The following is a 16,674-nucleotide window of genomic DNA, read 5'->3' as shown; positions in this document are numbered from 1 at the left end:
GCGCATACTGTCGACTCGTGAGCACCGCCGCCCAGCCCCCCGCCGCAGGGCGACCTGTGCCCCCGTCCCGCGTGACCATCTCCGACGTCGCGCGCGTCGCCGGCGTCTCCGTCGCCACGGTGTCCAAGGTCGTGAACAACCGCTACGGCGTCGCGGCCGCGACGGCCACGCGCGTGCTCGCCGTCGTCGAGGACCTCGGGTACGAGTCCTCGCTCGTCGCCCGCAGCCTGCGCCGGGGAAGCACCAACGTGATCGGCGTGCTCGTCGCCGAGTTCGAGCCGTACTCCACCGAGCTGCTCAAGGGGATCTCGGCCGCAGTCCAGGGCACCGGGTACGAGCTCCTGGCCTACGCCGGCCACACCGACGGCGGCGTCGCCGCCGGGTGGGAACGACGGTCCCTGTCGCGCCTCGCCGGGACGCTCGTGGACGCGGCGATCGTCGTGACGCCCACGATGGTGATGTCCACCGACGTCCCGGTGCCCGTCGTCGCCGTCGACCCGCACACCGGCCCCGAGGGCACGCCCACCGTCGACTCCGACAACACGACCGGTGCCCGCGAGGCCGTCGAGCACCTCCTGTCGCTCGGGCACCGCCGCATCGCCCACCTGGGCGGACGCGCCGACCTCGAGTCCGCCCGCCTGCGCGAGCTGGGCTACCGGCAGGCCCTCGAGGCCGCCGGCATCGAGGTGGACCCGGCGCTCGTCCGCGTCGGCGGGTATCGGCCCGACCTGGCCGACCAGCCCGCCCGCGAGCTGCTCCAGCCCGCCGGGGTCGAGCGGCCCACCGCCGTCTTCGCTGCCAACGACGCCTCCGCGATCCACCTCATGGACATCGCCGCGGAGCTCGGCCTGCGCGTCCCCGAGGACCTGTCCGTCGTCGGGTTCGACAACATCCCGGAGTCCTGGAGCACCACGCCGCCCCTGACGACGGTCGCGCAGCCCCTGCACCGCATGGGCGCGGAGGCGGTGCGGATGCTCCTCGACCTGCTCGACGGCGGCCCGCGCGAGCAGCACCTGCGCCTGCCGACGTCGCTCGTCGTGCGGTCCACCACCGCCCCGCCGCAGGGGGCGCCGGCGCCCTCGGCCCACGACCCGGCCCGGGCGACGCCGACCCGCGGCTAGCTGCGGCTAGCCGGAGCGGCGACCGTGCCGCGGCGGGGCGCCGCCGGCGTAGCGCGCGCGCAGCCGCACCACCAGGAACCAGAGCACGAGCAGGCCGATGACCACCAGCACGGCGTCGGACAGCACGCCGCTCCAGCGCGCGAGCACCGGCTCGATGGCGGGCCCGAAGGCGTAGCCCAGACCGATCCAGATCGAGTTCCACACCCCGGAGCCGATCACCGTGTACAGCGTGAACGACCAGAACGGCATGCGTTCGATCCCGGCCGGGATGGAGATGAAGCTGCGCACCAGCGGCACGCACCGGCCGCCGAGCACCGCGATCTTGCCCCAGCGGGCGAAGAAGGCCTCCGCCCGGTCGAAGTCGGACCCGTCCATGAGGGGGATCCGGTCGACGATGGCCCGCGTCCGGTCGCGGCCCAGGAGCAGACCGAGGTACCACCAGACCCACGCGCCGACGACGGCGCCCAGCGTGGCCATGAAGATCGCCACCCAGGCGTTCATCTGCCCCGCGTAGGCGAGGAACCCCGCCCCGGGGAGCACGGCCTCGGACGGGATGGGGGGCACGAACGTCTCGATGAGCACCGCGGCGCCCACCCCGACCTCGCCGAGCGTCACCATGAGCCCGAGCACCCAGCCGATGAAGCCCTCGTACTCGGCGGACCCGGCGGCCTCGCCGGCCGCGCGCAGCGCGCCGGTCATCCGGCGAGGGTGGACTCGAGAGCGGCGTCGAGGGCGGACCGCGCCGCGGCCACCGCGGCCGGGTCGGTAGCGTCGTAGCCCCCGGCACCTCCGCCGCCGGGGCCGCCGTCCGCGGCGACCGTGCGCTTGGCCGACAGGTGCACGGCGTCGACGCCGGCCGCGACGAGGGCCGGGACGTCGTCGACCCGGACGCCGCCGCCGGCCATGATCTCGACCCCGGCCCGGTGGCCGTGCTCCGCCAGCGCCGCCAGCACGCCCAGGCCCTCGCCCGCACGGGCGGCCCCGCCCGACGTCAGGACCCGGCGCACCCCGGCCGCACCGAGCGCGGGCAGCGCCGCGACCGGGTCGGCCAGCTGGTCGAGCGCGCGGTGGAACGTCACCTCGGCGCCGTCGGCGGCGTCGACCAGGGCACGGAGCGCGCCGTCGTCCACCGTCCCGTCGGACGTGAGGGCACCGACGACGACGCCGTGCGCGCCCGCCTCGAGCACCGAGCGCACGTCGCGCACCTGGACGTCCAGCTCGTCCGCGGTGAAGTGGAACCCGCCCGGCCGCGCGCGGACCAGCACGTGCACCGTGACCCCGGTGCCGCGCAGCGCCTCGACGACGGCGGCGACGGTGCCCGCGGACGGCGTGACCCCGCCGGTGCCGGCGAGCGCGGCGCACAGCTCGAGGCGGTCGGCGCCGCCGGCGGCCGCGACACGGGCCCCCGCGACGTCCTGGACGGCGATCTCCAGTCTCACCTGCGGTGCCCTGTCGTTACTCACCCGCGCGAGTCTAGGGCAGGATCCTGGGGTGCCCTCGTACCGCGTGAGCCTTGCCGTCGGCCTGCTGCAACCCGGTGTCGACCCCGCCGACGTGCTGCCCGCGGCGGCGGGCGCCGCCCGCGAGCTCGTCACCGTCGAGGCCTGGGACGTGGGCGTCGTCCGGGGCCGCGCGCGCATCACCGTGCGGTTCACGGCGGCCTCCGACGACGAGGCGCACGGGGTCGCCGACGCCGTCCGGGACCGTGTCGAGGTGCTGGCCGACACCTTCGGCGGGCAGCTCACCCGGCGCTGGGGCCACCACTGGCACCCGGCCTGACCGCCTGGGGCGGCCACGACCTCCGGTCAGGTCACTGACCGAAGGTCTCCAGCAGCGTCGCGCGCTCGGCCTCGGTCAGGTCGGTGCTCACCAGCGTCGCCTTGACCCCGTGGAACCTCGGTGCTGTCGGGCTCCCCCTGCGTCCGAGGCTTCTTCGCGCCGACGGGCCAGCTCACCACCGTGGGGTCGATGATCTTGACCAGGCCGTGGGCCCCTCCCCGTCGGGCCGGGCCGCACCCCGGCTGATCGTCGTCCTGGCACCGGAGCCGCAACGTGCCACCGGTCACGGTCGCCCGCGGCGGGCACTCCCGGGATTCATTACCGTGTGGACCATGACTTCCACCCCCGTCGACCCCACCACCACGGCTGCTTGGGGCGAGCTGTACGGCCACTACCAGGACTTCCGCGGTGACCTGCGCGGCTGGTTCGCCGACGACCCCGCCCGCGCCGAGCGGATGAGCCACACCGCGGGCGACCTGCTCGTGGACCTGTCGAAGAACCTCGCCACGGACGGGACCACCGAGCTGCTGGTCAGGCTCGCGCGCGAGGTGCGGCTGCCCGAGCGGATCGAGGCGATGTTCACCGGGGAGCACATCAACGTCACCGAGGACCGCGCCGTCCTGCACACCGCGCTGCGGCGCGCGCCGGGCACGCAGCCCCCGCTGGTCGTGGACGGGCAGGACGTCGACGCCGACGTCGCGGCGGAGCTGGACAAGCTGAGCGCGTTCGCCGACGACGTGCGCTCCGGCGCGTGGACGGGCGTGACCGGCAAGCCGGTGCGCACCGTGGTCAACATCGGCATCGGCGGCTCCGACCTGGGGCCCGTCATGGTCTACGAGGCGCTCGCGCCGTACCTCAAGGACGGGCTGGAGGTGCGGTTCGTCTCCAACATCGATCCCACCGACATCGCGCAGAAGACGGCCGGGCTCGACCCGGAGACGACGCTGTTCATCGTCGCCTCCAAGACCTTCGGCACCCTCGAGACGTTGACGAACGCCCGCCTGGCGCGTGCCTGGCTCTGGGAGCAGCTCCAGGCGGGCGGCGCGATCGAGGACGACGCCGACGCGAAGCAGGCGGCGGTGCGCGCGCACTTCGTGGCCGTGTCGACGGCGCTCGACAAGGTCGCCGCGTTCGGTATCGACCCGGCCAACGCGTTCGGGTTCTGGGACTGGGTGGGCGGCCGCTACTCGGTCGACTCCGCGATCGGCACGTCGCTGGCGATCGCGTTCGGCCCGGACCGCTTCCGCGAGCTGCTGGCCGGGTTCCGTGCGATGGACGAGCACTTCCGCACCGCACCTCTGGAGCGCAACGTGCCCGCCCTCATGGGCCTGCTCAACGTCTGGTACGTCAACTTCCTCGGCGCGCACACGCACGCCGTCCTCCCCTACGCCCAGCAGCTGCACCGGTTCCCGGCGTACCTGCAGCAGCTCACCATGGAGTCCAACGGCAAGTCCGTGCGCTGGGACGGCTCTCCGGTGAGCACGCAGACGGGCGAGGTGTTCTGGGGCGAGCCGGGCACCAACGGCCAGCACGCGTTCTACCAGCTCATCCACCAGGGCACGCGCCTGATCCCGGCGGACTTCATCGCCGTCGCGAACCCCGCCTACCCGCTCTCCGACGCCGAGGGCGACGGCAAGGCCGTGGCGGCCGGCGCCGACGTGCACGAGCTGTTCCTCGCGAACTTCTTCGCCCAGACCAAGGCCCTGGCCTTCGGCAAGACGGCGGACGAGGTGCGCGCCGAGGGCACCGACGAGGCGCTCGTCAGCGCCCGGACCTTCTCTGGCAACCGCCCGACGACGTCGATCATGGCGCCCGCGCTCACGCCCTCCGTCCTGGGCCAGCTCGTCGCCCTGTACGAGCACATCACCTTCGTCCAGGGCGTCGTCTGGGGCATCGACTCATTCGACCAGTGGGGGGTGGAGCTCGGCAAGAAGCTCGCCCTCGAGGTCGCGCCCGCCGTGTCCGGCGACGACGCCGCCCTCGGCGCGCAGGACTCGTCCACCCAGGCGCTCATCCGGTACTACCGCGAGCACCGCGCCTGACGGTCGGCACCTTCCCCCGGGCGCCGCAGCGCCCGGGGCACAGGGTGCCGGGCGCCGTCGTCAGTCCGCGCTCGGCACCTGGCCCTTGACGTCGTCGTACCCCGCGTCGTTCGGCAGCTCGCCCGGGGCGTAGATCAGCCGCACGACGCCCGTGGGGAACGACTCGGACCGCAGCAGCCGCAGCGGGTAGACCGCCTCGCCCTCGTCGAAGAGCCGCCCACCACGGCGGGCGGCGACGGGGTGCACCAGCAGGCGCAGCTCGTCGAGCAGCCCGGCCGCGAGCAGCTGGCGCACCACCGAGACGGAGCCCGGCACGAGGATCTTGCCCAGCCCGGGCTCCGCCTTCAGCGCGGTCACCGCGGGCACGAGGTCGCCGTCGAGCCGCTCGACGGCGCGCCAGCCCAGCTCCTGGGTGCCGCGCGTCACGACGACCTTGCGCATGTCCCCGAGCCGCTTCGCGAAGCCGGCGTCCTCCTCGCCGGCCAGCTCACGGCCGGGCCACGCCCCGGCGAAGCTGTCGTAGGTGACGCGCCCGATCAGCAGCACGTCGGTGCCCTGGTAGTCGTCGTCGACGGCGGCCGCCATGTGGTCGTCGAAGTACGGGAAGTGCCAGGTCTCGTCGATCTCGGTCACGCCGTCGAGCGAGATGAACAGGGTGGAGACGAGCGTCGCCATGGTGCGTCCTCCGGTCGGTGCGGGCATGTCGGGCATGTGCGGCCCGTCACGGTGGGCCGCGCCTCCCCCTGTAGACCGCGGGGCGCCCGAAACTCATCGCGGGTCACCGCCGTCGCGGCACCCAGGTGTGCGTCCCGGCGAGGCCGAGCGCGATCACCGTGCCGACGGTCAGGTGCTCCAGGGCCAGGAGCAGCATCGCGCCGCCGTTCGCCGCGCCCAGCGGGCCGAGCAGCGACACGAGCAGGACGGCGGCGCACAGCGTCAGCCAGGTCCGCCGCCCACCGTTGCTGGCGCGGGCCAGGAGCGACCGGACGCCCCAGCCCGCGAGCGCCGCGGTGAGGCTCGCGCCGAGGACCAGCGAGATGGTGACCTCGAGGGTGCCCGTCCCGGCCCGCACCTGCGGGTCGACGCCGGCGAGCGTGCCGACGAGGAACACGAGCGCTCCCGTGAGCATCGCCGCCGGCACGACGGCGCGCGGGCCGGACCACCGTCGGCGGCGCGCCGTCCGGGGCGCCCCGGCGCCCGAAGTCGTCCGCGGTGCGCTCGAAGCTTCTGTCGTCCACATGTCTCGTCCCTCCTTCTGCCGGCGCGGTGCCGACAGGACGACGGTGTCGCACGGGTGTGCCGCGCCGCGCCCTCCCGGAGTCGGTCGTCACCTGGTCGTCCGGCGGGCGCACCCCCGACCTTGGTCGGTGTCGGCCGCGCGTCCGCAGGTCCTAGCGTCGGCGCATGACCTTCCCCGCCACTCCCGCGGACTGCCCGCCGCCCACCGCGCAGCCCGTCCTCGCGACCCGCGGCGCGCTGCGCGACCGGGCCGCGGACCCGCGCACCGCGCCGCCTCTGCTGCCGACCCGCGTCGCCGTGGTCACGACCGTGCTCATCGCGGTGCTCACCGCGCTGGCGGCCGCGACGACGCTCGCGGCGTCGGCCGACGAGGGCGCCAGGACGGTGGGTCTCGACGTCGCGGTCGCCGTCGCGGCGGTGGCCGCCTACCCGTTGTTGTGGACGCGTCGTCCCGTGCCGGCGGCCCTGGTCCTGGCCGTGCTGGCGGCCCTCTCCCCCGCTGCGACGCCCGCCGCGACGGCCGCCACGCTGCAGGTCGCCCGCTGGCGCCCGGTCCCCACCGCCCTGCTGGTCGCGGTAGCCGGCGTCGTCGGACACGGGGTGCAGGCCTTGTGGCGCCCGGTGAGCCTGCCGCTCGGCTGGTGGCTGCTGTGCGACGTCGCGGTGCACGCCGCGCTGCTGGGCTGGGGCGCGTACTGGCAGGAGCGCGCGGCGGTGATCTGGTCGCTGCGGGACCGCGCCCGGCGGGCGGAGGCGGACCAGGAGCGGCGGCTCGCCGAGGCCCGCACGGCCGAACGCACCCGGATCGCCCGCGAGATGCACGACACCCTCGCGCACCGGCTCTCGCTGCTGGCGTCGACGGCGGGCGCGCTCGAGTACCGTCCGGACGCCGACCCCGCCCTGCTCGCCGTGGCCGCGGGCCGGGTGCGGGCAGGCGTGAGCGACGCCCTGGAGGACCTGCGCCAGGTGATCCGCCTGCTGCGCACCGCGCCCGACGACCTGGGGCCTGCGCCACGGCTCGACGACGTCGCCACGCTCGTCGACGAGGCCCGCGCGGCGGGCGGGGACGTGCGCTACGAGCTCACGCCGGCCGCCGACGACGCGGCCCACGAGGCGGGCCGCGACATGCTCCCGCCGCAGGTCGCGGTCGCCGTCTACCGTGTCGTGCAGGAGGGCCTGACCAACGCCCGGAAGCACGCACCGGGTGCCGCTGTCCGGGTGGCCGTCCACGTCGGGGACCGGGACGTCCGCGTGCGTGTCACCGACGACGGCGCCCGCGACGTCGACGCGCGCCCGCCCGGCCCCGGCACGGGGACGGGGCTCGTGGGCCTGCGGGAGCGCGCGACGCTGCTCGGCGGACGCGTCGAGACGGGCCCCCGTGCGTCCGGCGGGTTCGCGCTGGAGGCCTGGCTACCCTGGGACTGATGCAGAGTCTTTCCGAGCCGGGCGGCAACGGCGCCACCGCGGACGCCGGCACTGGGCCGACCCCCGTACGCGTCGTCCTGGTGGACGACGATGCGCTCGTGCGCGCCGGGCTGCGCCTCATGCTCGACGGCGCGGAGGGCATCAGCATCGTCGCGGAGGCGGCCGACGGCGCCCAGGTGCCCGCCGCCCTCGACGCGCACCCCGTCGACGTGGTGCTCATGGACCTGCGCATGCCAGGGATCGACGGGATCACCGCGACCCGGCAGGTCCGCGCCCGACCGTCCGCACCGGCCGTCGTCGTGCTCACCACGTTCGACACCGCTGAGGAGGTGGGCGGCGCCCTGCGTGCCGGCGCCGCGGGCTACCTGCTCAAGGACATGCCGCCGGCGCGCATCGTGGCCGCCGTGCGCTCCGCAGCCGCCGGCGAGCCGGTGCTCGCCCCCGACGTCGCGCGCCGGCTCATGGACGCGGTGGCAGGGTCCGGCGGCGCGCGGCAGCGGGCGCGGGACGCGCTCGGCACCCTCACCGTGCGCGAGCGCGACGTCGCCGTCGAGCTCGGCCGGGGCGCGTCCAACGCGGACATCGCCGCGCGCCTCTACCTCAGCGTGCCCACGGTCAAGGCCCACGTCTCCAGCCTCCTGGACAAGCTGGGCCTGGAGAACCGCACACAGGTGGCGCTCCTGGTGCACGACGCCGGGGCCGACTGACCCCGGCTCAGCTCTCGACGGCCAGGGACGCGCGTGACGCCCCGTCGCGCGAGCCCCCGGGGGGATGCTCCGGCGCCCGCCCCAGGAACTCGGCCACCCGAGGCGACGCGGGGCTGCGCAGCAGCACGTCCGGCGCGTCGACCTGCAGGATCCGCCCCGCGTCCATGACGGCGACGCGGTCGGCCACGGTGAAGGCCTCGTCGTGGTCGTGCGTCACGAAGACGGCCGTGGTGCCGGAGGCCCGGAGCGCCTCGCGCACGTCGACGGCCAACCGCTCGCGCAGGCGGCGGTCGAGGGCCGACAACGGCTCGTCGAGCAGCAGCAGCCCCGGCCGGGGTGCGAGCGCCCGGGCGAGCGCCACGCGCTGCCTCTCGCCGCCCGAGAGCGTCGCGACCGCACGCCCGCCGTACCCGGCGAGCCCCACGTCCTCGAGCAGCGCGGCGACCCGCGCCTCGCGCTCGGGGCGCGGCACCCGGGCGGCCTCGAGCCCGTAGCCGACGTTCCCCGCGACGTCGCGGTGCGGGAAGAGCTGGCCGTCCTGGAACAGGAGGCCGAACCCACGGCGGTGCACGGGCACGCCCGCGACGTCCTCGCCGTCGAATAGCACCCTGCCCGCGGCCAGCGGCTCGAGCCCGGCCACCGCCCGCAGCAACGACGACTTGCCGCAGCCGCTGGGCCCGAGGAGAGCGACGATCTCGCCCGGGGCGACGTCGAGCGACACGCGGTCCACCGCGACGAAGCCGGGCCGGCGGCGACCCGCCCCATACCGCACGACGGCGTCGCGCACCTGGAGCCCCGAGGCGCCGTCCGGGCGCACCGCACCGGGCGCACCGTCCCCGCGGTGCCCGTCCACAGCAGTCCCCACGGTCGGGTCCATCAGAACTCCCCTCCGGGCCGGTCGCCGCGCAGGCGTTCGGCCACCATCATGACGGTCGCGGTGAGCACCGCGAGCACGACCGACGCCGCGAGCGCCATGCCGTAGTTCTCGGCGCCGGGGCGACCGATGAGCCGGTAGATGACCACCGGCAGCGTCGCGGTGTCGGGCCGCGCGAGGAACGACGTCGCGCCGAACTCCCCGAGCGAGACGGCGAACGCGAAGCCCACCGCCAGCCCGAGGGACCGGGCGCCCATCGGCGCGTCGACGGTCCGCAGCACCCTGCCCGGCGCCGACCCCAGGGTGGCGGCCACCTCCCGCAGCCGCGGGTCGATCGCCCGGAGCACGGGAAGCACCGTCCGGACCACGAGCGGGATCGCGACCACCGCCTGCGCGATCGGCACCAGCACCCCGGCGGTGCGCAGGTCGAGGTCGAGCCCGAGCGGCCGGTCCAGCGTGATGAGGAACCCGAAGCCCACGGTCACGGCCGAGACGCCGAGCGGCAGCATGAACAGCGCGTCCAGCGTCCCGACGGCACGACGTGCGCCGGTCGAGCGCGGCCGGCGCGACACGACGAGGGCGACCAGGGCTCCCACGACGACGGCGATCAGCGCCGCGAGGGCGGCCGTCCGCAGCGAGTTGCCGGTCGCCTCCCACACCGTGACGGACAGGGCGTTCCGGCCGCCCGTGGTGCCGAGCGCCACGTAGTTGTCCAGCCCCCACGAGCCGTCCGGCGCGCGGAAGGACCGCGCGACCAGGCCGGCCATCGGCAGCGCCAGCAGCCCGAGGACCACGAAAGCCGTGACGACGGCCGGCGCCAGGTCGCTCCCGTCCGGGCGGGAACGCAGCCGCAGCCGGTGGGCCGCCGCACGCTCGCTCGTCAGGTGCAGCGCCCGTTCCCGGCGGGTCCGCGCCCGCGCGCCGAGCAGCAGCGCCGCCACCACGACGACGAGCTGGAGCACCGACAGCACCGCCGCGGCGCGCAGGTCGAGGAACTGCGTGGTGCGGACCCAGATCTCCGTCTCGATGGTCCCGTAGCGGATCCCGCCGAGCACGAGGACGACGCCGAACGCCGTCGAGCAGAAGAGGAACACGACGGCCGCGGCCGACGCGATCGCGGGGCCCAGCGCGGGCAGGGTCACGGTGCGGAACGCCCGCCACGGCGTCGCGCCCAGGGCGCGCGCCGCCTGCTCCGCACGCGGGTCGAGGCGCTCCCAGAGCCCGCCGACCGTGCGCACCACCACGGCGTAGTTGAAGAACACGAGCGCCAGCACGATCCCGGCGAAGCTCTCCTCCAGGCCCGCCCAGCCGAGCGGCCCGCCCGGCGCGAACAAGGTGCGGAACGCGACACCCACCACGACGCTCGGGAGCACGAACGGCACGGTGACGAGCCCGCGCACCAGCGTCCGGCCGCGGAACCGGCAGCGGTAGAGCACGTACGCGCCCGGGAGCCCGAGCACGACGGCGAGCAGCGTGCCCGCCGTCGCCTGCCCGAGCGTCTGACCGACGATCCGCCAGGTGCGCGGGTCGCCGAGCACCTCGGCGAAGCCCGACAGGTCGAGCGTCCGGCCACCGGCGCCGTCGTCGGGCAGCACGCCCTGCGCCACGATCGCGGTGACCGGCCAGGCGAAGAACAGCCCGAGGAACACGAGCGGCAGCCCCGCGGCCAGGCCCCAGCCCAGCCACGTCGCCCAGCGCGGGCGGACGCTCAGCCGCGGCTTCGTGGCGGCCGGACCCGCGGCTCCGCGCCTCAGCCGGAACTTGTTGTCGGCCGAGTCTGCGGCTCCGCTGCGGGCGGGTGCCTCGTCCCTCGACCCCCACCCTCCGCTGCGCCTCCGCCTCAGCCGGAACTTGTTGTCGGCCGAGTCTGCGGCTCCGCTGCGGGCGGGTGCCTCGTCCCTCGGCCCCCACCCTCCGCTGCGCCTCCGCCTCAGCCGACGACGGTGGCCGTCCACCGCTCGATCCAGTCGTCACGGTGCTCGGCGACCTGCGCCGGCGGCACCTCGTAGGGCTCGTCCGCGAGCGGGGCGAACTGCTGCCAGTCGGCGGGGAGCTCGACGTCCGGGTCGGCCGGGTACATGTACATCTGCCCGGGCACGTCGGCCTGGAACGGCTCGGACGCCAGGAAGTCCACGAGCTGGCGGGCGCCGTCCGGGTGGTCCGTCCCCGCGAGCACGCCCGCGTACTCCACCTGCCGGAAGCAGGTGCCGAGCATCGCGCTGGTGCTCGACGTCGCGCCGTCCTCGCTCACCGTGAACGCCGGCGACGTCGCGTACGACAGCGCGATCGGGCGCTGCCCGCCCTCGCCCGCACCGGAGAAGTCGACGTAGTACGCGTCCTCCCAGCTCTCCGCGACCTTGAGGCCGTTGTCCCGCAGGTCCGCCCAGTACGCCTCGAAGCCGTCCTCGCCGTATGCCCCCACCGTCGCCAGCAGGAACGCGAGGCCGGGGGACGACGTCGCCGGGTTCGTCACGACGGTCAGGTCGGCGTACGCGGGGTCGGTGAGGTCGTCGAGCGTGGTCGGCGGCGGCACGTCGTGCTCCTCGAACCAGCCGTCGTCGAGGTTGAGGCACACGTCGCCGACGTCGATGGGTGTGAGGGTGCCGGCCAGGTCGTCGGGGGCGTAGGCCGCGACCTCAGGGGCCAGGCCCTCGGGCTGGTACGGCTCGAACACCCCCGCGTCCACCGCCCGTGAGGCGAACGAGTTGTCCACGCCGTACACGACGTCGCCGAGGGGCGAGTCCTTGGTGAGCACGAGCTGGTTGACGAGCGTGCCCGCGTCGCCCGGGGCGACCTGCTCCACGGTGAGCCCGCTGGTCTTCTCGAAGGCTGCCAGCACCTCGTCCGACACCGCGAACGAGTCGTGGGTGACGAGCGTGACCACGTCCTCCTCCGCGGCGTCGCCCGGCTCACCGGACCCGCACGCCGCCAGCAGCGGCAGCAGGCCGACGGCGACGACCGCGGCCGCGGGCCTGGTGTTCCGCCGGACGTCCCGGCGCGCCGTGCCCAGGCTCTTGTTGTTCCTCATGCTCTGGTTCCTCCTCAGACGTCGAGAAGGGGATCTCCGGCGCGTCGGCCCGCGGCCCCGAGGGCGTGCGGACGTGCAGCGCAGGGTCGAGATGCCCGACTTCCTCCACCGGTGCTAGCCGGGTCAGGTTCGAGGGTCTGCGGTGGTCCGCACTCTCAGCGCCCGAGGGCGCTCCCCTGTCGTTTCACCATGAGCCTACACAGGCGCGGCACGCTACGGTGGTGGCGTCCCTCACGCTCCGGGCCCCACGGTCCTGACGTGCGCGGACGGCAAGCTATCGACCGAAGTGTCACTCGGGCAGAGTCGTCACTCGAGCAGGAAGAAGGAGTCCTCGTGGCAGACGACGAGCAGCCGCTGGCGGTCAAGGTCGGTACGGTCCTGCTGACGGTGGCGGCCGGGTGGGCCGCGCAGAAGCTCGTGGGCGTGGTCTGGGAGAAGACCACGGGGAGCCTCGCTCCCACCAACGTCGACGACGACGAGCTGTCGATCATCCAGGCCGTGACGTTCGCGGCCGTCTCCGGTGGCGTCGCGGTGCTCGCCAAGCGGCTCGCACGCCAGGGCGCCGTCCGCGCCGGGGCGCGCTTCCGGGCCTGATCAGCACCCGACCGGCATCCGACGAGCGCCCGCACGCGCGCCGGGTCAGCGACCGGCCCGGGGACGGCGCCGGGCGAGCTGGGCGTCGTGACCGTGCGGCCGGTCGACGGGGTGGACCGTCGCCAGGGCCCGGCTGAGCCGGGCGGCAGCGTCCTCGCCGGGCAGCGCGGCGCCGACGATCGACCGGGGGACGTCCAGGTCCTCCTCGTGCTCGCGCGTCCGCTCGCCCTCCTCGACGGCGCCCTGCGCGAGAGCGGCCATCATCTGCACGCCCGCCGTCTGCGCCGAGATGCCCGCCTGCGCTCCCGCGTCGGCGAGCACCTCTGTCGCGACGGACTCGTCCACCCCGCAGACCGCCATGATCGCTCCCTTGGCGCGCTCCGCGGCCGCGGCGGCGACGAAGGCCCTCGAGACGGCCCGCTGCGCCTCCCGGTCGAGCGCGTCCTTGGGCACCGGGCTCGCGTCGATCACGTACCCGACCACCTGGGTGACGCGACCGTCCTCGTCGTGGCGCCCCTGCCCGGTGATGACGACCGTGCGGGTCCGCCCGTGGTCGTCGACGATGCGGTGCGCACCGGCGAACGGTTTGCCGGACGCGAGCGCGACCGACGCCGTGCGCGACAACCGGTCACGGTCGTCGGGATGCAGGTGCGCCCGCAGCACCTCCGGCCCGGGCTCCACCTTGCCGGCCTCCCGGCCGAAGATCATGAACACCTCGTCGGACCACCACCAGGCGCCGTTCGCGGCGTCGACCCGGTAGCGGCCCACGAGGAGCTGGGTGCCGGCGCCGAGCAGCTCGGCGAGCACCACCAGCTCGCGGCGCAGCGGGCCGCCGTGGGCGGACGACGTCGACGCTGACATGGCATCCCTCCCGCACCTGGTTCCTGGCCGGGCCCGCGCTGCGGGCGTTCACCACGCTACCGGGACGCGAGAACACCGCCACCGGGACTCACCAGGCCGGTGGCGGTGCTCACACCGCTCGGGGTACGCCCCCGGTGCAGGCCCGATCAGGCTGCGGTCGACCCGGCCGCCTCCCGACGTGCCGGCTCGGCCTCCTCGGCGACCTGCTTGCGGTGCTCGCGGAACGAGTGGACCACCGCCGCCGCCCAGCCGAGCGAGATCACGGCGTAGACGACCACGCGGAGCGTGGGGCTCACCGCCAGCAGGTCCGCGTTCATCAGCGTCCGCGAGTTCGTCAGCACGATGACGCCGCCGACCGCGGAGCCGAGCACGCGCGGCGGCACCAGACGCACCAGCCACGCCGCGATGGGGGCCGCGATCAGGCCACCGACGAGCAGGGCGATCACCCAGCCCGCGTCGATCCCCGCTGAGCCGAGCCCCACCAGGAAGCCGAGGCTCGCCGCGACGGCCACGAAGAACTCGCTGGTGTCGATCGAGCCGATGACCTTGCGCGGCTCCATCCGGCCGCTCGCGAGGATGGCGGGCGTTCCCACCGGCCCCCAGCCACCCCCGCCCGTCGCGTCCATGAAGCCGGCGACGAGGCCGAGCGGGGTGAGGAAGCGCTTGCGCAGCGGCTGCCCGAGCCGGTCGGTCCTCAGGCCGCGGAACGTGAACCTGATCAGCACGTAGGTACCGAGGGCCAGGAGGAGGATCGCCATGAGCGGCTTGGCGATCTCGGTCGAGAGCCACGACAGGAACGTGGCGCCCGCAAAGGCACCGACGGCTCCGGGGATACCGATCCGCAGGACGACCTTCCAGTCCACGTTGCCGAAGCGCCAGTGGGAGGCGCCGGAGGCCAACGTCGTGCCGATCTCCGCGAGATGGACCGTGGCGGAGGCGGCCGCGGGGTTCGTACCGATCGCCAGCAGCAGCGTCGTCGACGTGACGCCGTAGGCCATCCCGAGGCTGCCGTCGACGAGTTGGGCGCCAAGACCCACGAGAGCGAGGAGCACGAGTGTCCGCACGGGCGGTTCCCTCCGTCGGCGCGACAGCGGGTCCGCCGCGACTTTGCCCAAGTTATCCGACCAGTTCGGTCGGATTCAAGGGTCGGACGGAAACTGTCCACTGGCCGAGATTCGGCCCGTCAAGCGCGGCCCGTCAGGGACTTGTCCAGGCTCCCTGGTCGTCCGTGAGCCGTCGGACGGCGTCCGGCACGTTTCCCGCCGCGAGGTCCGCAAGAGTCACCTGCTCGAGCACCGCGCGCACGTTGACCCTCAGCGCCACCCAGACGTGCAGAAGCGACGCCGCGGCCCCCTCGTACTCGAGGTCCGAGGGCCGGACGTCACGCACGAAGACCAGCGGGCCGTCCACGGCCCGCACGACGTCCGCGACCGTCACCTTGTCCGCTGGCCGGGCCAGCACGTACCCGCCGCCGGCCCCGCGGCGGCTGGCGACGATCCCCTCGCGGCGCAGGTCGCTGAGGATCGCCTCGAGGAAGCGGTGCGGGATCTGCTGCGCCCGCGCCAGGGCCTCCGCGGGCACCGGCCCCGCGTCGGTCGACGCCGCCAGCTCGGCCGAGGCCCGCACGGCGTAGTCCGCCTTGGCGGAGATCCTCATGGGGCGCCGTTCGCCACCGGAGCCACCCCGGCGGCCGGGGCCAGGACAGGGCCGGCCGCTCGGGCGGACGCCCCGAACGAGCCCGTGAGGGGCAGCAGCGGAAGGATCGTCGCCTGGGCGGCGTGGTAGACGTCCGGCTTGCCCACCCAGGTGCGTCCCGACGGGTTGTTCTCGGTGTCGAGCTCGTGGAACCAGGAGCCCTGCAGGTGGTCGATCAGGTGGGCGTCGATCCACTCCCACCAGCCGCCCGCGAGCTCGCCGTACCGAGCCTGGCCGGTGACCTGACCGAGGACGTCGGCGGCCGCGACAGCCTCCGCCGCCACCCAGTGGAACCGGCGCGCCTCCACGGGCTCCCCGGACCAGTCCGTGGTGTAGACGAACCCGCCGTCGGGGTCCCACCCGTCCTGGACGGCGCGGTCGAACAAGGCCTGTGCGCTCACGGTGCGCTGACCGGGCGTCTGCGCCGCGACGTCGACCTGCACCAGGAGGCGTGCCCACTCCAGACCGTGGCCCGGCGTGGCGCCGTACGGCTTGAACGGGTCGTTCGGCCGGTCCGCGTTGTACTCGAGCTCCGGACGCCAGTCGGTGCCGAAGTGCTCGGGGATCCGCCACGAGTTCGCCTCGGCCCAGGTGACCACGCGGTCCGCGATCCCCGCGGCACGGGCCAGCCACTCCTGCTCACCGGTCGCGTCGTGAGCCGCGAGCAGGGCCTCGACCCCGTGCATGTTGGCGTTGACGCCCCGGTACGGGTCCACGACGCTCCAGTCGCGGGAGCGGGTGTCCAGGTGAAGGCCGTGCTCGGCCTCCCAGAACCTCTCGTCGAGCACCCGGAGCGCCTGCGCCAGGAGCTCGGGCGCGCCCGCGCGGCCGGCCATCGTTCCCGTCGCGGCGGCGAGGACGACGAACGCGTGCGCGTACGCCTCCTTCGTGCCGTCGACGTCCTCGGCACCCGGCCCCCGCGACGCCAGCCAGCCGCCGTGCTCCGCGTCCGCCAGCACGGACCGCAGGCCGGACAGTGCACGGTCGGCGTGGTCACCGGCCCCGGGACATCCCAGCAGGTGCGCCATCCCGAGCACGTGCGCCATGCGGCAGGTGATCCAGGTCTCGACGGCGCGGTCGGTAACCGGGTGGCCGGCGTCGTCCAGCCACCACGCGGCACCGTCGTCCCGCACGGCGACGGCCGCGAGGTCCGCCAGCGAGGAGAAGTGGGCTCGACGCCACGCCTGCGTGGGGCCGTCGGGGGGGGTCGTCGTACTCACCCGGGCAGCCTATCCAGCGAGGGCACCCGGGCGGCACCCTGAGCTCTCTATCTCGGCGGTGGTAGCTCTCTATCTCGGCGGTGGGGGGG

At 74.9% G+C, this 16,674-nt stretch carries 17 protein-coding genes and 1 riboswitch; of the genes, 6 read left to right on the top strand and 11 right to left on the bottom strand.

Translation table 11 applies throughout. From position 1 onward, the window contains the following. Window positions 1-17 precede the first annotated feature (17 nt). Window positions 18-1,121, top strand: a complete 1,104-nt coding sequence (locus LEP48_RS13005; RefSeq protein WP_225566028.1) for a LacI family DNA-binding transcriptional regulator — start codon at window positions 18-20, stop codon at window positions 1,119-1,121. Between the two features lie 6 nt (window positions 1,122-1,127). On the opposite strand, the gene LEP48_RS13000 is transcribed toward LEP48_RS13005, so the two are convergent. Further along, a complete protein-coding gene (locus tag LEP48_RS13000) occupies window positions 1,128-1,820 on the bottom strand; it encodes a DedA family protein (RefSeq protein WP_225566027.1) in 693 nt (230 codons plus the stop codon). Continuing rightward, window positions 1,817-2,584, bottom strand: coding sequence for a copper homeostasis protein CutC (locus LEP48_RS12995; RefSeq protein ID WP_225566026.1), 768 nt, complete (start codon window positions 2,582-2,584; stop codon window positions 1,817-1,819). The genes LEP48_RS13000 and LEP48_RS12995 overlap by 4 nt, the downstream gene beginning before the upstream one ends. A 28-nt stretch (window positions 2,585-2,612) precedes the next feature. Between LEP48_RS12995 and LEP48_RS12990 the strand changes: the two genes are divergently transcribed. Further along, window positions 2,613-2,900, top strand: a complete 288-nt coding sequence (locus tag LEP48_RS12990; protein WP_225566025.1) for a hypothetical protein — start codon at window positions 2,613-2,615, stop codon at window positions 2,898-2,900. 332 nt (window positions 2,901-3,232) lie between these two features. Further along, window positions 3,233-4,942 (top strand): glucose-6-phosphate isomerase, encoded by a 1,710-nt coding sequence (pgi, locus tag LEP48_RS12985; RefSeq protein ID WP_225566024.1) that lies wholly within the window; start codon window positions 3,233-3,235, stop codon window positions 4,940-4,942. 60 nt (window positions 4,943-5,002) lie between these two features. On the opposite strand, the gene LEP48_RS12980 is transcribed toward pgi, so the two are convergent. Together LEP48_RS12980 and LEP48_RS12975 are read right to left on the bottom strand one after the other, a co-directional pair. Continuing rightward, window positions 5,003-5,644 carry a dihydrofolate reductase family protein gene (locus tag LEP48_RS12980; protein ID WP_308010030.1) on the bottom strand — a complete coding sequence of 214 codons (642 nt, stop codon included), beginning with the start codon at window positions 5,642-5,644 and terminating at the stop codon, window positions 5,003-5,005. A 76-nt stretch (window positions 5,645-5,720) separates the two neighbouring features. Then, window positions 5,721-6,182, bottom strand: coding sequence for a DUF6069 family protein (locus LEP48_RS12975; RefSeq protein WP_225566023.1), 462 nt, complete (start codon window positions 6,180-6,182; stop codon window positions 5,721-5,723). 164 nt (window positions 6,183-6,346) lie between these two features. Between LEP48_RS12975 and LEP48_RS12970 the strand changes: the two genes are divergently transcribed. Both LEP48_RS12970 and LEP48_RS12965 read left to right on the top strand, forming a co-directional pair. Continuing rightward, complete coding sequence (locus LEP48_RS12970; protein WP_225566022.1) at window positions 6,347-7,606, top strand: sensor histidine kinase; 1,260 nt, start codon at window positions 6,347-6,349, stop codon at window positions 7,604-7,606. Continuing rightward, complete coding sequence (locus LEP48_RS12965) at window positions 7,606-8,313, top strand: response regulator (protein WP_225566021.1); 708 nt, start codon at window positions 7,606-7,608, stop codon at window positions 8,311-8,313. The genes LEP48_RS12970 and LEP48_RS12965 overlap by 1 nt, the downstream gene beginning before the upstream one ends. Before the next feature lie 7 nt (window positions 8,314-8,320). On the opposite strand, the gene LEP48_RS12960 is transcribed toward LEP48_RS12965, so the two are convergent. The 3 genes from LEP48_RS12960 to LEP48_RS12950 all read right to left on the bottom strand — a co-directional run bounded on the left by LEP48_RS12960 (window position 8,321) and on the right by LEP48_RS12950 (window position 12,215). Then, on the bottom strand, window positions 8,321-9,190 hold the full coding sequence (locus LEP48_RS12960) for an ABC transporter ATP-binding protein (protein ID WP_308010029.1): 870 nt from the start codon (window positions 9,188-9,190) through the stop codon (window positions 8,321-8,323). Beyond that, on the bottom strand, window positions 9,190-10,899 hold the full coding sequence (locus LEP48_RS12955) for an ABC transporter permease (protein ID WP_422723841.1): 1,710 nt from the start codon (window positions 10,897-10,899) through the stop codon (window positions 9,190-9,192). Before LEP48_RS12955 ends, LEP48_RS12960 begins: the two co-directional genes overlap by 1 nt. Before the next feature lie 218 nt (window positions 10,900-11,117). Further along, entirely contained in the window at window positions 11,118-12,215 is a 1,098-nt protein-coding gene (locus tag LEP48_RS12950) for a thiamine ABC transporter substrate-binding protein (RefSeq protein WP_225566019.1), read from the bottom strand. Window positions 12,216-12,298: 83 nt separating this feature from the next. Beyond that, window positions 12,299-12,403: riboswitch (TPP riboswitch) on the bottom strand. 145 nt (window positions 12,404-12,548) lie between these two features. On the opposite strand from LEP48_RS12950, the gene LEP48_RS12945 reads away from it, so the two are divergent. Further along, complete coding sequence (locus LEP48_RS12945; RefSeq protein WP_225566018.1) at window positions 12,549-12,809, top strand: DUF4235 domain-containing protein; 261 nt, start codon at window positions 12,549-12,551, stop codon at window positions 12,807-12,809. Window positions 12,810-12,854: 45 nt separating this feature from the next. Here the strand turns inward: LEP48_RS12945 and LEP48_RS12940 are convergent, their stop codons facing one another. The 4 genes from LEP48_RS12940 to LEP48_RS12925 form a co-directional block, all read right to left on the bottom strand. Further along, window positions 12,855-13,670, bottom strand: coding sequence for a PAS domain-containing protein (locus LEP48_RS12940; RefSeq protein ID WP_225566017.1), 816 nt, complete (start codon window positions 13,668-13,670; stop codon window positions 12,855-12,857). Between the two features lie 146 nt (window positions 13,671-13,816). After that, a complete protein-coding gene (locus LEP48_RS12935; RefSeq protein WP_225566016.1) occupies window positions 13,817-14,734 on the bottom strand; it encodes a sulfite exporter TauE/SafE family protein in 918 nt (305 codons plus the stop codon). Window positions 14,735-14,867: 133 nt separating this feature from the next. Then, complete coding sequence (locus LEP48_RS12930; RefSeq protein WP_225566015.1) at window positions 14,868-15,326, bottom strand: RrF2 family transcriptional regulator; 459 nt, start codon at window positions 15,324-15,326, stop codon at window positions 14,868-14,870. Beyond that, window positions 15,323-16,585, bottom strand: coding sequence for an AGE family epimerase/isomerase (locus LEP48_RS12925; RefSeq protein ID WP_225566014.1), 1,263 nt, complete (start codon window positions 16,583-16,585; stop codon window positions 15,323-15,325). Before LEP48_RS12925 ends, LEP48_RS12930 begins: the two co-directional genes overlap by 4 nt. Window positions 16,586-16,674 lie beyond the last annotated feature (89 nt).

Source organism: Isoptericola luteus, from assembly GCF_020297055.1.
Classification (GTDB): Bacteria; Actinomycetota; Actinomycetes; order Actinomycetales; family Cellulomonadaceae; genus Isoptericola; species Isoptericola luteus.
This window is presented reverse-complemented; position numbering and strand designations above follow the sequence as displayed.

What these genes read in the sequence shown, in the direction of transcription:
- LEP48_RS12960 (WP_308010029.1), bottom strand. Translation starts at nt 9,190, where the DNA reads ATGGACCCGACCGTGGGGACTGCTGTGGACGGGCACCGCGGGGACGGT.
- LEP48_RS12950 (WP_225566019.1), bottom strand. Translation starts at nt 12,215, where the DNA reads ATGAGGAACAACAAGAGCCTGGGCACGGCGCGCCGGGACGTCCGGCGG.
- LEP48_RS12930 (WP_225566015.1), bottom strand. Translation starts at nt 15,326, where the DNA reads ATGAGGATCTCCGCCAAGGCGGACTACGCCGTGCGGGCCTCGGCCGAG.
- LEP48_RS12975 (WP_225566023.1), bottom strand. Translation starts at nt 6,182, where the DNA reads ATGTGGACGACAGAAGCTTCGAGCGCACCGCGGACGACTTCGGGCGCC.
- LEP48_RS12980 (WP_308010030.1), bottom strand. Translation starts at nt 5,644, where the DNA reads ATGCCCGCACCGACCGGAGGACGCACCATGGCGACGCTCGTCTCCACC.
- LEP48_RS12940 (WP_225566017.1), bottom strand. Translation starts at nt 13,670, where the DNA reads ATGTCAGCGTCGACGTCGTCCGCCCACGGCGGCCCGCTGCGCCGCGAG.
- LEP48_RS13000 (WP_225566027.1), bottom strand. Translation starts at nt 1,820, where the DNA reads ATGACCGGCGCGCTGCGCGCGGCCGGCGAGGCCGCCGGGTCCGCCGAG.
- pgi (WP_225566024.1), top strand. Translation starts at nt 3,233, where the DNA reads ATGACTTCCACCCCCGTCGACCCCACCACCACGGCTGCTTGGGGCGAG.
- LEP48_RS12970 (WP_225566022.1), top strand. Translation starts at nt 6,347, where the DNA reads ATGACCTTCCCCGCCACTCCCGCGGACTGCCCGCCGCCCACCGCGCAG.
- LEP48_RS12965 (WP_225566021.1), top strand. Translation starts at nt 7,606, where the DNA reads ATGCAGAGTCTTTCCGAGCCGGGCGGCAACGGCGCCACCGCGGACGCC.